This is a genomic window from Pantoea sp. Ap-967 (assembly GCF_011752565.1).
Taxonomy (GTDB): Bacteria; Pseudomonadota; Gammaproteobacteria; order Pseudomonadales; family Pseudomonadaceae; genus Aquipseudomonas.
This window is the reverse complement of the sequence record NZ_VWXK01000006.1, coordinates 83,565-97,673: the sequence shown is the minus strand read 5'-3', so window position 1 is coordinate 97,673 and position 14,109 is coordinate 83,565. Positions and strand designations below refer to the sequence as shown.

Annotated in this window: 12 protein-coding genes; 8 read left to right on the top strand and 4 right to left on the bottom strand. The window is 64.7% G+C overall.

The features are described from left to right. The first annotated feature begins 21 nt into the window (after positions 1-21). Positions 22-1,365: a carbohydrate porin gene (locus tag F3J45_RS08655; protein WP_167060355.1), complete on the top strand. Its 1,344-nt coding sequence runs from the start codon at positions 22-24 to the stop codon at positions 1,363-1,365. Positions 1,366-1,481: 116 nt separating this feature from the next. Next, positions 1,482-2,336 (top strand): D-hexose-6-phosphate mutarotase, encoded by an 855-nt coding sequence (locus F3J45_RS08650; protein ID WP_167060352.1) that lies wholly within the window; start codon positions 1,482-1,484, stop codon positions 2,334-2,336. Here F3J45_RS08650 and hexR read toward each other — a convergent pair. Then, positions 2,329-3,201 carry a DNA-binding transcriptional regulator HexR gene (hexR, locus tag F3J45_RS08645; protein ID WP_027920157.1) on the bottom strand — a complete coding sequence of 291 codons (873 nt, stop codon included), beginning with the start codon at positions 3,199-3,201 and terminating at the stop codon, positions 2,329-2,331. The two genes, F3J45_RS08650 and hexR, sit on opposite strands and share 8 nt — an antisense overlap. A 202-nt stretch (positions 3,202-3,403) precedes the next feature. Between hexR and zwf the strand changes: the two genes are divergently transcribed. From zwf to F3J45_RS08630, 3 genes are read left to right on the top strand one after another with little or no spacing between them, the layout of a single operon-like run. Then, positions 3,404-4,873, top strand: coding sequence for a glucose-6-phosphate dehydrogenase (zwf, locus tag F3J45_RS08640; protein ID WP_167060349.1), 1,470 nt, complete (start codon positions 3,404-3,406; stop codon positions 4,871-4,873). Continuing rightward, positions 4,860-5,573 (top strand): 6-phosphogluconolactonase, encoded by a 714-nt coding sequence (pgl, locus tag F3J45_RS08635; RefSeq protein WP_167060346.1) that lies wholly within the window; start codon positions 4,860-4,862, stop codon positions 5,571-5,573. Before zwf ends, pgl begins: the two co-directional genes overlap by 14 nt. A gap of 17 nt (positions 5,574-5,590) precedes the next feature. Next, positions 5,591-6,271, top strand: coding sequence for a bifunctional 4-hydroxy-2-oxoglutarate aldolase/2-dehydro-3-deoxy-phosphogluconate aldolase (locus F3J45_RS08630; RefSeq protein WP_167060343.1), 681 nt, complete (start codon positions 5,591-5,593; stop codon positions 6,269-6,271). A 235-nt stretch (positions 6,272-6,506) separates the two neighbouring features. Here F3J45_RS08630 and leuA read toward each other — a convergent pair whose 3' ends face one another. The 3 genes from leuA to xseA all read right to left on the bottom strand — a co-directional run bounded on the left by leuA (position 6,507) and on the right by xseA (position 10,775). After that, positions 6,507-8,174, bottom strand: coding sequence for a 2-isopropylmalate synthase (leuA, locus tag F3J45_RS08625; RefSeq protein WP_205300453.1), 1,668 nt, complete (start codon positions 8,172-8,174; stop codon positions 6,507-6,509). Between the two features lie 390 nt (positions 8,175-8,564). Then, positions 8,565-9,392: a peptidoglycan DD-metalloendopeptidase family protein gene (locus tag F3J45_RS08620; protein WP_167060337.1), complete on the bottom strand. Its 828-nt coding sequence runs from the start codon at positions 9,390-9,392 to the stop codon at positions 8,565-8,567. 3 nt (positions 9,393-9,395) lie between these two features. Further along, positions 9,396-10,775 (bottom strand): exodeoxyribonuclease VII large subunit, encoded by a 1,380-nt coding sequence (xseA, locus tag F3J45_RS08615; RefSeq protein WP_167060334.1) that lies wholly within the window; start codon positions 10,773-10,775, stop codon positions 9,396-9,398. Positions 10,776-11,138: 363 nt separating this feature from the next. On the opposite strand from xseA, the gene F3J45_RS08610 reads away from it, so the two are divergent. The 3 genes from F3J45_RS08610 to guaB all read left to right on the top strand — a co-directional run bounded on the left by F3J45_RS08610 (position 11,139) and on the right by guaB (position 14,058). Continuing rightward, a complete protein-coding gene (locus tag F3J45_RS08610; protein ID WP_167060330.1) occupies positions 11,139-11,894 on the top strand; it encodes a sulfite exporter TauE/SafE family protein in 756 nt (251 codons plus the stop codon). A gap of 50 nt (positions 11,895-11,944) precedes the next feature. Continuing rightward, positions 11,945-12,502 carry a sugar ABC transporter ATPase gene (locus F3J45_RS08605; protein ID WP_167060327.1) on the top strand — a complete coding sequence of 186 codons (558 nt, stop codon included), beginning with the start codon at positions 11,945-11,947 and terminating at the stop codon, positions 12,500-12,502. A gap of 86 nt (positions 12,503-12,588) precedes the next feature. After that, positions 12,589-14,058 (top strand): IMP dehydrogenase, encoded by a 1,470-nt coding sequence (gene guaB, locus F3J45_RS08600; protein WP_167060324.1) that lies wholly within the window; start codon positions 12,589-12,591, stop codon positions 14,056-14,058. Positions 14,059-14,109 lie beyond the last annotated feature (51 nt).

Genomic DNA, 14,109 nt, shown 5'->3' with positions numbered 1-14,109 from the left:
GAAAAAAGAGGACGCAAAGGGATGGAACAGCGCAATCGCATCAAGACGTTGGGCTCATTGGCCCTGCTTGCCGCCGTTGGCAGCAGTGGCGCACAAGCTGCCGAGGCCTTTTCCAGCGAGTCGAAATGGATGACCGGTGACTGGGGAGGCACCCGCACCGAGCTGCTGGAAAAAGGCTACGACTTCACCCTCGACTACGTCGGCGAGGTGGCCGGCAACCTGCACGGCGGCTACAACGACGACAAGACCGCACGCTACAGCGACCAGTTCGCTCTCGGCGCACACCTGGACCTGCAGAAGATCCTGGGCTGGCACGATGCCGAGTTCAAGTTGGCGATCACCGAGCGCAGCGGCCGCAACCTGTCCAACGACCGCATCAGCGACCCACGCGCCGGGCAGTTCAGCTCGGTGCAGGAAGTGTGGGGCCGTGGCCAGACCTGGCGGCTGACGCAGATGTGGGTCAAGCAGAAGTACTTCGACGGCGCCCTGGACATCAAGGTTGGCCGCTTCGGCGAAGGCGAAGACTTCAACAGCTTCCCCTGTGACTTCCAGAACCTGGCGTTCTGTGGCTCCCAGGTGGGCAACTGGGTGGGGGGCATCTGGTACAACTGGCCGGTGAGCCAGTGGGCATTGCGGGTCAAGTACAACATCACCCCCGAGTTCTTCGTGCAGGTTGGCGCCTACGAGCAAAACCCGTCGAACCTGGAAACCGGCAACGGCTTCAAGCTCAGCGGCAGCGGCACCAAGGGCGCGATCCTGCCGGTGGAAATGGTCTGGTCGCCCAAGGTCAATGGCCTGCCGGGCGAGTACCGCCTGGGTTACTACTACAGCACCGCCAAGGCCGACGACGTGTTCGAGGACGTCAACGGCAACCCGCAGGCGATCACCGGTGCCGACTTCAAGTCCCATTCCAGCAAGCATGGCTGGTGGGTGGTGGCGCAGCAGCAGGTGACGGCCCATGCCGGGGACGTCAACCGTGGCCTGAGCCTGTTCGCCAACTTCACCGTGCACGACAAGGCCACCAACGTGGTCGACAACTACCAGCAGGTGGGCCTGGTCTACAAGGGCGCCTTCGATTCGCGGCCCAAGGACGACATCGGCTTTGGCGTGGCACGCATTCATGTGAATGACGACGTGAAGAAACGCGCCGAACTGCTCAATGCCCAGAGCGGCATCGACGATTACGACAACCCAGGCTTCGTGCCGCTGCAGCGTACCGAGTACAACGCCGAGCTCTACTACGGCTTCCACGTCACCAACTGGCTGACCGTGCGGCCCAACCTTCAGTACATCAAGAGCCCTGGCGCGGTCGACGAAGTGGACAATGCGCTGGTCGCGGGCATCAAGATTCAGTCGTCTTTCTAAGCACAATTGTTGTAAATTTACGCCAATCCAAATCGGCTCCCGGCACCCACTGGCTTGCAGTGGTTGTCGGGAACAGGCCGAGACAGCGCTACCTCAAACAACAAGAGCTTGGAACCATGCCCGAACATCCGCTACATCGCTTCTTTTCCTCGCAGCGGCCCCGGCCGACATTCGAGTGGGAGCGTTACCAGCAGCGCGATGTGCTGATTATCGATCATCCCCGTTGCCAGGCAGTGTTCAGCCGCCAGGGCGCCCAGTTGCTGCACTTTCAACCGGCCGGCGAGCGGCCGTGGCTGTGGTGCGCCGAGCAATGGCCACAGGTGGGCGCGATCCGCGGTGGTGTGCCGGTGTGCTGGCCCTGGTATGGCCGCCACCCCAGCGAGGACCTGTGGCCCGCCCATGGCTGGGCGCGGTTGCTGGACTGGAAGCTGGTGGACAGCCGCGAGGACGCGCAGGGCGTGGCCCTGAAGTGGCGCCTGGACCTGTGCGACTGGCAGGTCGACCTGCACGCCCGCCTGGGCAACCGCATGGAATTGAGCCTGAGCACCGAGCACCAGGACAGCGAACCTTGCCAACTGAGCCATGCGCTGCTGGCCTACTGGCGTATCAGTGACGTGTCCGAGATAGCGCTGTCTGGGCTTGAAGATATCGAAGGCTACGACCGCCTCAACCGCCAGGCCTGCCGCGAAGAGGGCGCGCTGAAGCTCAAGGGCGGCTGCCAGAAGGTCTACCCGGGTACGCCCCGGGTGCAACTGCAGGACCCGGCCTGGCAACGCGAGCTGTGCATCGACACCGGCGACAGCGACGACACCGTGGTCTGGCACCCCGGTAACCGGCCATTGATGGGCGTGAGCGGGCGCGAATGCCAGGGTTTCGTCTGCGTCGAGGCGGCCAGTGGCAGTGGCGAAAGCCTGAGCCTGGCGCCAGGCCAGCGTGCCCACCTGCGCCTGCAGGCACACCGGCTCAGTTGAGTTCGTCGTCCTCGATCGGGTAGCGGCTGGCGTTGAGGCTTTCCTTGATCTTGCGCAGGTGTGGCTGGAAGTCGACGCCGCGGCGCAGGGTCATGCCGGTGGCCAGCACATCGAGCACGGTGAGCTGGATGATGCGCGAGGTCATCGGCATGTAGATGTCGGTATCCTCTGGCAGCGGAATGTGCAGGCTCAGGCTGCAGGCCTGGGCCAAGGGCGAGCCGGCGGCGGTCAGGCCGAGCACCGAAGCCCCGTTTTCCCGGGCCAGGCGCGCTACTTCGACCAGTTCGCGGGTACGCCCGGTGTAGGAAATGATCACGAACAGGTCGCCGGTGTGGGCCACCGAGGCCAGCATGCGTTGCATCAGCACGTCGGCATGGGCCGACACCGCCAGGTTGAAGCGGAAGAACTTGTGCTGGGCGTCGAGGGCCACCGGGGCCGAGGCGCCCAGGCCGAAAAAGTGGATTTGCCGGGCCTGGATCATCATGTCCACGGCGCGGCTGACCTGCTGTGGGTCCAGCTGCTGGCAGGCGCTGTCGAGCGATGCGATGGCGCTGCCGAAAATCTTCTGGGTGTAGGCGGCAGGGTCGTCGTCGGCTTCCACCGCGCGGCTCACGTAGGCCGCGCCGCTGGCCAGGCTCTGCGCCAGCTGCAGCTTGAGCTCGGGGTAGCCGCTGACACCGAACGAGCGGCAGAAGCGGTTGACGGTGGGTTCGCTGACCTTGGCCGCCTGGGCCAGTGCAGCGATGCTGAAACGGGTGGCTTGTTGCGGGTTGAGCAGGATGACTTCGGCGACTTTGCGTTCGGCCTTGTTCAGCTCGTCGAGGCGTCCCTGGATCTGTTCCAGGAGGTTTCGCACGCGGTCCATGGGTGTGTCCTTGGGTCGGGAAGACAGCCGGCTGTGGGAGCAGCAGGCTTTTTGCACGGTGGTCTATCGTACTGTCGGTGCGGTTGACGCACCACTTGTCTGTAACGCTTATCTGTAATGTTGTGGTTTTTACTACATTATCCCTTGAAAACCGTGTGTGAAAGCGGTATTCCTAGGCCAACTTTAGGAAAGAACCAACATCATGGCTGCAATCAGTGTCGAACCTTGCACCTTTGCCCTGTTTGGCGCCCTTGGCGACCTGGCCTTGCGCAAGCTGTTTCCTGCGCTCTACCAGCTCGACCGTGCCAACCTCCTGCACCCGGACACGCGCCTGCTGGCGCTGGCCCGCGAGCCCGGCAGCGCCCAGGATCACCTGAACACCATTGAGGCCCACCTGCGCCGGCACGTGCCGGACGCCGATATCGAGCCGGCGGCACTGGGCCGGTTCCTGGCTCGGTTGGGCTATCAGCACCTGGATTTCCTGCAGCCCGAGGGTTACCTGGCGCTGGCCGAGCAACTGCCGGGCGAGGAGCCGTTGATCGCCTATTTCGCCACCGCCGCAGCGGTGTACGGCGCGATCTGCGAAAACCTCGACAAGGCCGGCCTGGCCCCACGCACCCGGGTGGTGCTGGAAAAGCCCATCGGCCACGACCTGGAGTCGTCACGCCGGGTCAACGATGCCGTGGCGCGGTTCTTCCCGGAAAACCGGGTGTACCGCATCGACCACTACCTGGGCAAGGAAACGGTACAGAACCTGATTGCCCTGCGCTTTGCCAACAGCCTGTTCGAAACCCAGTGGAACCAGAACTCCATCTCCCACGTGGAAATCACCGTGGCCGAGAAGGTCGGTATCGAAGGCCGCTGGGGCTACTTCGACAAGGCCGGGCAGCTGCGTGACATGATCCAGAACCACCTGCTGCAGCTGCTGTGCCTGATCGCCATGGACCCGCCCAGTGAGCTCTCCGCCGACAGCATCCGCGACGAGAAGGTGAAGGTGCTCAAGGCCCTGGCACCGATCACCGGCGAGGGCCTGAGCACCCATGTGGTGCGTGGCCAGTACATTGCCGGCTACAGCGACGGCAAGCCGGTGCCGGGCTACCTGGAAGAAGACAACGCCAACGCCCAGAGCGACACTGAAACCTTCGTTGCCCTGCGCGCCGACATTCGCAACTGGCGCTGGTCGGGCGTGCCGTTCTACCTGCGCACTGGCAAGCGCATGCCGCAGAAGCTGTCGCAGATCGTTATCCACTTCAAGGAAACACCGCACTACATCTTCGCCCCGGAACAGCGCTTGCAGATCGGCAACAAGCTGATCATTCGCCTGCAGCCGGATGAAGGTATCTCGTTGCGGGTGATGACCAAGGAGCAGGGCCTGGACAAGGGCATGCAACTGCGCAGCGGCCCGCTGCAACTGAATTTTTCCGACACCTGGCGCAGCGCAAGGATTCCGGATGCCTACGAGCGGCTGTTGCTCGAAGTGATGCGGGGCAACCAGAACCTGTTCGTGCGCAAGGACGAAATCGAGTACGCCTGGAAGTGGTGCGACCAACTGATCGCCGGCTGGCGTAATGCGGGCGATGCGCCCAAGCCTTATGCCGCCGGTTCCTGGGGGCCGATGAGCTCGATAGCATTGATCACACGTGATGGGAGGGCCTGGTATGGCGATATCTGAACTGCAACTGCCAGCCGCCGTGAAGGCGCATTCGCTGGCTGACGGCAAGGCACTGGCTGCAACCCTGGCCGCTGATGTGGCCGCGCGCCTGCGTGCGGCCATCGCCGCCAAGGGCCGGGCCTGCGTGGTGTTGTCCGGCGGGCGCAGCCCGGTGCCGTTTCTGGAGAAGCTGGCAGGCGAGGCGCTGGACTGGCCAAAGGTCACCGTCAGCCTGGCCGATGAGCGCTGGGTGCCGGTGGAGCATGCCGACAGCAACGCCGGCTTGCTGGCCCGCCACCTGTTCAAGGGGCCGGCGGCCAAGGCCCGCTTCATTGGCCTGTACCAGCAGGCGGAAAACCTGGAGGCCGCCGCCGCCCAGGCCGACCAGGTGCTGGCCGACCTGCCGCCGATCGATGTGCTGGTGCTGGGCATGGGTGACGATGGCCATACCGCCTCGCTGTTCCCCAACAGCCCGAACCTGGACGAAGGGCTGGCCCTGGGCAACCCGCGCCGCTGCCTGGCGATGCTGGCCCCGACGGTGCCGCACCAGCGCCTGTCGCTGACCCGTGCGCTGCTGGCCAGTGCCGCCTCCATCGCCTTGGCCGTGCAAGGCCCGGGCAAACTCGCTACCCTGCGCGCCGCGCTGGCGGGCAACGACCTTTCGGAAATGCCGATTCGCGCCTTTCTTCACGACCCCCTGGACATCTACTGGTGCCCATGAGCCAAGGATCCACTGTCATGACCACCCTTGAACGCCCACAGCCAAAGCTCTCGATGGCCGAGAAAGCCGCCCGGATCGATGCCATCTGCGACAAGGCGCGCATTCTGCCGGTAATCACCATCGCCCGTGAGCAAGACATCCTGCCCTTGGCTGATGCCCTGGCGGCCGGCGGCATTCGCACGCTGGAAGTGACCCTGCGCTCGCAACATGGGCTGAAGGCCATTCAGGTGCTGCGCGAGCAGCGCCCGGAATTGTGCGTGGGTGCCGGCACCGTGCTCGACCGCAGCATGTTCGCGGCGGTCGAAGCCGCTGGCGCGCAGTTCGTGGTGACGCCGGGCATCACCCAGGCCATTCTCGAAGCCGGCGTGGACAGCGAAATCCCGCTGTTGCCTGGGATCAGCACACCGTCGGAAATCATGATGGGTTATGCCCTGGGATACCGCCGCTTCAAGCTGTTTCCTGCGGAGATCAGTGGTGGCGTGGCGGCGATCAAGGCGTTCGCCGGCCCGTTCGGGGATATCCGTTTCTGCCCGACCGGTGGCGTGAACCCAGCCAACGTGCGCAACTACATGGCGCTGCCTAACGTGATGTGCGTGGGTGGCACCTGGATGCTCGACAGCAGCTGGATCAAGAACGGTGACTGGGCGCGGATCGAGGCGTGCAGCGCCGAGGCCATGGCATTGCTCGACGCCAACTGACATTTGTTGTGTGCTTTACGGCTTATGGGGCGCTTGGTCGGCGCCCCTTTTTTTTGGGGTGTGAAAAGGCGCCGCTGGCGCGGCGCATCGCGAGCTTTGCTCGCTCCTACCGGAGATTGAACTGCGCCCCAGATGTTGGACACCCGTCCATCACCTGGGGCGCAGTTCAGATTTGCATTGGCCTGGTAGGAGCGAGCGCAGCTCGCGATGCGCCGCGCCAGCGGCGCCCATCGCATCAGGCTGCTTTGGCCTGTTCCTGGCTCAGCGAGCGGTTCAGCGCGCTGAACAGTGCCTTGAAGCTGGCAGTGGTGATGTTTTCATCGATACCCACACCGTGTACCGGGCGGCCGCCGGCCACGCGCAGTTCGATGTAGGCCGCTGCCTTGGCATTGGTGCCGGCGCCGATGGCGTGCTCGTTGTAGTCCATGATCTCCACGGCAACCGGCAGGCCGGCGACCAGGGCTTCCAGGGCGCCGTTGCCCTTGCCGCGCCAGTGCAGGGTGGTTTCGCCTTCGCCGGCCACTTCCACTTCCACGGCGCTGTGGCCGTTTTCTTCCTGCAGGCGGTGGCTGACCAGCGCGTACGGGGCATTGGCCTGGAGGTATTCCTTGTGCAGCAGGGTGTAGATCTGCTGGGCGGTCATTTCCAGGCCCAGGCGGTCGGTTTCACCCTGCACCACCTGGCTGAACTCGATCTGCATGCGGCGTGGCAGGCTGATGCCATATTCCTGTTCGAGCAGGTAGGTGATGCCACCTTTGCCCGACTGGCTGTTGACGCGGATCACCGCCTCGTAGCTGCGGCCGATGTCGGCCGGGTCGATCGGCAGGTACGGCACTTCCCACAGCTCGCCTTCCTGCTGCTTGGCAAAGCCCTTGCGGATGGCGTCCTGGTGCGAGCCGGAGAACGCGGTGTGAACCAGGTCGCCGACGTAGGGGTGACGTGGGTGCACCGGCAGCTGGTTGCACTCTTCAACCACCTTGCGCACGCCATCGATGTCGGAGAAGTCCAGCAGCGGGTCGATGCCCTGGGTGTAGAGGTTCAGCGCCAGGGTCACCAGGTCGACGTTGCCGGTGCGCTCGCCGTTGCCGAACAGGCAGCCTTCGGCGCGGTCGGCGCCGGCCATCAGGCCCAGCTCGGTGGCGGCGATGCCGGTGCCACGGTCGTTGTGGCAGTGCAGGCTGATGATCACGCTGTCGCGGCGGCTGACGTTACGGCAGAACCACTCGATCTGATCGGCGTAGATGTTCGGCGTGGACACTTCCACGGTGGCCGGCAGGTTGAGGATGACCTTGTGCTCAGGCGTCGGGTTCCACACCTCGATCACCGCATCGCAGACTTCCTTGGCGAACTCAAGCTCGGTGGCGCTGAAGGTTTCCGGCGAGTACTGGAAGGTCCACTGGGTTTCCGGCTGCTGGGCGGCGTACTTGACGAACAGCTTGGCCGCGTTCACCGCGATGTCCTTCACGCCCTGCTTGTCCTGGTTGAAGACGATGCGGCGGAACGACGGGCTGGTGGCGTTGTACAGGTGGACAATGGCCTTCTTGGCGCCGCGCAGGGATTCGAAGGTGCGGGCGATCAGGTCTTCACGGGCCTGGGTGAGCACCTGGATGGTGGTGTCGTCCGGGATGTGGCCGTCTTCGATCAGCGTGCGCACGAAGTCGAAATCGGTCTGCGAGGCCGATGGGAACGAGGCTTCGATTTCTTTCACGCCAACCTGCACCAGGGTCTTCCAGAAGCGCAGCTTCTTCTCCGAGTCCATCGGCTCGATCAGCGACTGGTTGCCATCACGCAGGTCGGAGCTGCACCAGATCGGCGCTTGGGTGATGGTCTTCGACGGCCAGGTACGGTCAGGCAGATCGATGGTCGGGAAGGCGCGGTACTTCTTCGAAGGGTCTTTGAGCATGGACATGAAAGCAATCCTTTTGTGTGCGGCCGAGATCGGGCCTGCCGAGCGATAACGAGATGAAGAGGCGAGGCGACGCGAATCAGCCTGGTAGTCGGGCGCTGACCAGGCAGAGGCTGCGATGTTGTCGGAGCAGGATGAGGGTGCTGAAGGTTTTCATGCCTTCAACCCTAACCAGTGGGGTGGGGGATGGCAAGCGCTTGGAAAAAATTGATAGGAATGCTTAAAAAAAGCGAAATGGCGAGATTTTATGGCTGATATCTGTTTAAGGGTTCTTGAATGTTGCGCAGTATTTTTCGATGGCGCAACACAGGGGAAGTGATGTCGAGGGTGCCGGCCTCTTCGCGGGGCAAGCCCGCTCCTACAGCCGCGAAGCAGGCGCCGCCGATGTCAGGGTTGGAACGCGCCAATGAAGATCGCCGGGTCCACCCGCGCATCGTTCAGGCTGACGTTCCAGTGCATGTGCGGCCCGGTGGCGCGGCCAGTGGAGCCCACGCGCCCCACCACATCGCCGCGGCGCAGCTGCTGGCCCACCTGCACGTCGATCTTGGACATGTGGCAGAACATGCTGATGAAGCCCTGCCCATGGTCGACGAACACCGTGCGGCCATTGAAGAAGTAGTCGCCCACCAGAATCACCTGGCCGTTGGCCGGGGTTTTGATCGGGGTGCCGGCCGGTACTGCGAAATCCAGGCCAGCATGGGGGTTGCGCTCCTCGCCGTTGAAGAAGCGGCGCACGCCGAACTTGCTCGACAGTGGCCCGTTGACCGGTTTGTCCAGCACCAGGTTGCTGGGCAGGCCGGGGCTGAAGCTGCGGTAGGCCTTGATCTGCTCGGCCAGTTCACGGTCGATGCGCTTGAGGTCGGCCGGGTTCGGGTTGACCTGGCGGGTGTTCTTCAGGGTGATGTGCTGCTCGGGGTATTTTTTGCTGCCCACGGTAAAAGCCAGGCTCCGCCCGCCCTGGGTCAGTACTGCCGCGCCGGGCTTCTGGGTCAGCGGGATGCCGACGATGGCCAGCCAGTTGTCCTGCTCGCGCACCACCAGCACCGGCTTGCCCTCGAAGCGCGCACTCGGCGCCGTGGCCGCCGGGCCCAGGTCGACAACGGCCACGCCACCGGGCACCGGCTTGTTCAGGGTGCGGGTGATGTAGCTGGCCTGGGCGCCTGCGGCCAGCAGCAGGAGGGAAAGGGCAAGCAGGGGCGCGAGGAGGCGGGGCATGTGTCAGTCCAGTAGCGAGAGGGTGACCGGAGTCAGGTGATTGTCTTCCACGCGCACCTGCAGCTCGCCTTCGTTCAGGCGGGCGGTCAGGCGCTGGCCGTTGCGGGTCTGCCCGGCGCTGCGGATGGCCTGGCCCTGTTCGTCGAGCAGGATGCTGTAGCCGCGCGCCAGGGTTGCCAGCGGGCTCACCACCTGCAGCGTTTGCAACTGGGCCTGGAAGCGCTGGCGGCGGTCCTTGAGCACTTCGCGCATGGCCCGCGGCAGGCGCTCGGCCAGGCTGTCCAGGCGCTGGCCGAGCAGCTTCAGGGTGCGCCCCGGGTGCTGGGCGGCCAGCCGGGTGTCCAGGCGTGCCAGGCGCTCGCGGCGCTGGTTGAGGTTGAGCATGAACGCACGGCGCAGGCGCATGTCCAGGTCGTCCAGGCGCTGGGCCTGCTGGCGCAGGCGCTCACCGGGGTGGCGCAGGCGCCGGGTCAGCGAGTCCAGGCGCAGGCGGTCGTGGCTCAGGCGGTTTTGCATGCGCAGCAGCAGGCGCCGGTGCAGGCCGTCCAGCCGTTGCTGCAGGCCGCTGTTGTCGGGGGCGAGCAGTTCGGCGGCGGCCGAGGGCGTGGGGGCGCGCACGTCGGCGACGAAATCGCTGATCGACACGTCGGTTTCGTGGCCCACGGCGCTGACGATTGGTGTGACGCAGGCGGCCACGGCGCGCGCCACGGCTTCTTCGTTGAAGCACCAGAGGTCTTCCAGCGAGCCGCCACCGCGCGCCAGGATCAGCGCATCGAAGCCGAGCCGGTCGGCCTGCTGCAGCGCCCGCACGATCTGGCCGATAGCCTCGCGGCCCTGCACTGCGGTAGGGATCAGGTTCAGCTCGACCTGCGGTGCGCGGCGGCCGAACACGCTGATGATGTCGCGAATCACGGCGCCGGTGGGCGAGGTGATGATGCCGATGCGCCGGGGGTGAGCCGGCAGTGGCTTCTTGCGTTCGGCGCTGAACAGGCCCTCGCTGCCGAGCTTTTCCTTCAGCGCCTCGAAGGCCAGGCGCAGCGCGCCATCGCCGGCAGGCTCCACGGTATCGAGGATCAGCTGGTAGTCGCCACGCCCCTCGAACAGCGACACCTTGCCGCGCACCCGCACGGCCAGGCCATCGCGCAGGGCCTGGCGCACGCGCGTGGCGTTCTGGCGGAACAAGGCGCAGCGCACCTGGGCACCGCTGTCCTTGAGGGTGAAGTACATGTGGCCGGAGGCCGGGCGGGCGAGGTTGGATATCTCGCCTTCCACCCAGACGCTGCGGAACACATCTTCCAGCAACACCCGGGCGCGGCCGTTGAGCTGGCTGACGGTGAGGACCTCGCGGTCCAGGCCGAGTCGTTCGAAAGGGTCTTTGATCATGGGGGCATGATAAGGGGGCGGGCGAGTGCCTGTCTTGGGTTTTGTAGCGCCGGTGAAGTCGAGCGCCGCCCGCGCGGCGCTTCGCGAGCTTTGCTCGCTCCTACGTTTGTTTCGGGCCAATATAGCCTGTGTCAGGCGTGCGCGACCGCCTTGTTGGCATGACGCGGCAACGTGCCAAGCGCCAAGGCGTTCGCGCGCAAATCCCGCAGGAAACATTGGCCCGAAACAAACGTAGGAGCGAGCAAAGCTCGCGAAGCGCCGCGCGGGCGGCGCTCGATCTCAAAGGCGCCACAAATCCCAAGGCATGCACCTGCCAGCCACACCTCCAACGAACACCCCAAGGACAACCAGGACCCCAGCACGATGCTCACCCAACTCTCCCTCACACCCTACGAATGGCTCCCCATCCTCCTGGCCATCGCCGCCGCCTACATCGTCTTCGGCATCGCCGGCTTCGGCACGGCGCTGGTGGCCGGCCCGGTGCTGATCCATTTCATGCCCCTGTCACGCATCATCCCGCTGCTGGTGCTGCTGGATTTCGTTGCCGCCTTCGGCAACCTGCTGCCGTCGCGCCGCGACGTGGTGCGCGGCGAGCTGTTGCGGCTGCTGCCATGCATGGCCGTGGGCTGCACCCTGGGCGTGGTGTTCCTGCTGCATTTGAAGTCCGACCTGCTGTTGCTGCTGATGGGCCTGTTCGTCACGGCCTACGCCATCTACGGCTTGGCGGTAAAGGTTCGGCCGGCAAAGCTTTCCGGCCTCTGGGCGGTCCCGATGGGCACGGTGGGCGGGCTGTTCGGTGCACTGTTCGGCAGTGGTGGCTTCCTCTATGCGATCTACCTCAGCGCACGCCTGGAAGTGAAAGAGCAGGTGCGCGCCACCCAGAGCGCCTTGATCAGTTGCAGCACCATCGTGCGCCTGTCGCTGTTCCTGATCGCCGGTGTCTATGCCGATACCAGCCTGCTGCTGCTGGCCGCCTGCCTGCTGCCGGTGATGTTCGTCGGCCTCTGGCTCGGCCGCCGGCTGACCCTGAGGCTTTCCCGCGAGGCTTTCGTGCGCCTGGTTACCTGGCTGGTGCTGGCCAGCGGCCTGGCACTGATCGGTCGCTACCTGAGCGCCTGAGCAGGCGGTAGAATTGCCCCATTACCGCAGTTTTCAGGCTTGCCCCGTTCATGAACACCCAGAGCATCATCGTTCCCAAACTGTCTACCGTGCCGGTGCACGAAGCCCGCGCACGGGCCATCCTGCGCTGGCTGGTGCGCGAGAAAATCGTCGAGGAGGCGCTGAGCACCTGCGGGCGTACCGGCAACCGCATGGGCCATGCGTTGGCCGAGGGTGCGCGCAAGGTCGCCCTGCACCCCGAGAAGCTGCCCTTGGGCGAACAGGTCAATGGCCTGGAGGTCATGCTCAAGCGCTGCATCTATACCCCGACCGAAGGCTTTCTCGAAGAAGCCGGTTGCCCGGAGTGCCGCCGCGAGGTCGGTGAGCCGCTGTTCGAGAGCCTGGAAGAATGGATGCCGGCGGTGAGCGACAACTTCACCTGCCCGCTGTGCGGCCATGAAGACGACATCAACGGCTTCATTTTCCTGCAGCCATGTGCCTTTTCCAACCTCGGGTTCATCTTCAACAACTGGGGCGAGGCCGGGTTCACCCAGGCCTTTCTCGACAGCTTCGCCGACTGGCTCGACCAGCCCGTGGCGGTGGTGCAGGTAAAACTGCCATCACGCTGACCGAAGGCCCTTATTTTGCATTGAGCGGCGCGCCGTGGATGAGTATAATGGCGCGCTTCCATTTTTCCCGCCCGGGAGCCCCCGCGATGCTGCGTATCAGCCAAGAAGCCCTGACCTTCGACGATATCCTCCTTGTACCTGGCTACTCCGAGGTACTGCCCAATGAAGTCAGTCTCAAGACCCGTTTGACCCGTGGCATCGAGCTGAACATTCCGCTGGTTTCAGCCGCCATGGATACCGTGACCGAAGCGCGCCTGGCCATTGCCATGGCCCAGGAAGGCGGTATCGGCATCATCCACAAGAACATGACCATCGAACAGCAGGCCGGCGAAGTGCGCAAGGTCAAGAAGTTCGAGGCTGGCGTGGTCAAGGACCCGATCACCATCGAGGCCGACGCCACCGTGCGCGACCTGTTCGAACTGACCCGCCTGAACAACATCTCGGGTGTTCCGGTTCTGGCCAACGGTGACCTGGTCGGTATCGTCACTTCCCGTGACGTGCGCTTCGAAACCCGCCTGGACGCCAAGGTCCGCGACGTGATGACGCCCAAAGAGCGCCTGGTCACGGTCCGCGAAGGCGCCGACAAGAACGAAGTCCGCGAGCTGCTGCACAAGCACCGCCTGGAAAAAGTCCTGATCGTCGACGGCAACTTCGCCCTCAAGGGCATGATGACCGTCAAGGACATCGAGAAGGCCAAGGCCTACCCGCTGGCCAGCAAGGACGACCAGGGTCGCCTGCGCGTTGGCGCAGCGGTCGGCACCGGCAAGGACACCGGCGAGCGCGTTGCCGCCCTGGTTGCCGCCGGCGTTGACGTGGTGGTGGTCGACACCGCCCACGGCCACTCCAAAGGCGTGATCGACCGCGTTCGCTGGGTCAAGGAAAACTACCCGCAGGTGCAGGTGATCGGCGGCAACATCGCCACCGGCGCCGCCGCCAAGGCCCTGGCTGAAGCCGGCGCCGACGCGGTCAAGGTCGGTATCGGCCCAGGCTCGATCTGCACCACCCGCATCGTCGCCGGTGTCGGCGTGCCGCAAATCAGCGCCATCGCCAACGTTGCCGCTGCCCTGGAAGGCACGGGCGTGCCACTGATCGCCGACGGCGGCATCCGTTTCTCGGGTGACCTGTCCAAGGCCATCGTCGCCGGTGCTTCCTGCGTGATGATGGGTTCGATGTTCGCCGGTACCGAAGAAGCGCCGGGCGAAGTCGAGCTGTTCCAGGGCCGTTCCTACAAGGCCTACCGTGGCATGGGTTCGCTGGGTGCCATGGCTCAGGCGCAAGGCTCCTCCGACCGTTACTTCCAGGACTCCTCGGCCGGTGCCGAGAAACTGGTGCCGGAAGGTATCGAAGGCCGCGTTCCCTACAAGGGCGCCCTGGCCGCGATCATCCACCAGCTGATGGGCGGCCTGCGTTCGTCCATGGGCTACACCGGCAGCGCCACCATCGAAGAAATGCGCACCAAGCCTGAGTTCGTACGCATCACCGGTGCCGGCATGGCCGAGTCCCACGTGCATGACGTGCAGATCACCAAAGAAGCCCCTAACTACCGCGTAGGCTAAGGCTTCCAGCTACAACACAAAGCGGGGCTGTCACGACAGCCCCGCGTCGTT

Excerpts from the sequence above, each read along its gene's own strand:
- xseA (WP_167060334.1), bottom strand. The coding sequence starts at position 10,775 with ATGATCAAAGACCCTTTCGAACGACTCGGCCTGGACCGCGAGGTCCTC.
- guaB (WP_167060324.1), top strand. The coding sequence starts at position 12,589 with ATGCTGCGTATCAGCCAAGAAGCCCTGACCTTCGACGATATCCTCCTT.
- pgl (WP_167060346.1), top strand. The coding sequence starts at position 4,860 with ATGGCGATATCTGAACTGCAACTGCCAGCCGCCGTGAAGGCGCATTCG.
- F3J45_RS08655 (WP_167060355.1), top strand. The coding sequence starts at position 22 with ATGGAACAGCGCAATCGCATCAAGACGTTGGGCTCATTGGCCCTGCTT.
- F3J45_RS08620 (WP_167060337.1), bottom strand. The coding sequence starts at position 9,392 with ATGCCCCGCCTCCTCGCGCCCCTGCTTGCCCTTTCCCTCCTGCTGCTG.
- F3J45_RS08610 (WP_167060330.1), top strand. The coding sequence starts at position 11,139 with ATGCTCACCCAACTCTCCCTCACACCCTACGAATGGCTCCCCATCCTC.
- F3J45_RS08650 (WP_167060352.1), top strand. The coding sequence starts at position 1,482 with ATGCCCGAACATCCGCTACATCGCTTCTTTTCCTCGCAGCGGCCCCGG.
- F3J45_RS08630 (WP_167060343.1), top strand. The coding sequence starts at position 5,591 with ATGACCACCCTTGAACGCCCACAGCCAAAGCTCTCGATGGCCGAGAAA.
- zwf (WP_167060349.1), top strand. The coding sequence starts at position 3,404 with ATGGCTGCAATCAGTGTCGAACCTTGCACCTTTGCCCTGTTTGGCGCC.
- leuA (WP_205300453.1), bottom strand. The coding sequence starts at position 8,174 with ATGCTCAAAGACCCTTCGAAGAAGTACCGCGCCTTCCCGACCATCGAT.
- hexR (WP_027920157.1), bottom strand. The coding sequence starts at position 3,201 with ATGGACCGCGTGCGAAACCTCCTGGAACAGATCCAGGGACGCCTCGAC.
- F3J45_RS08605 (WP_167060327.1), top strand. The coding sequence starts at position 11,945 with ATGAACACCCAGAGCATCATCGTTCCCAAACTGTCTACCGTGCCGGTG.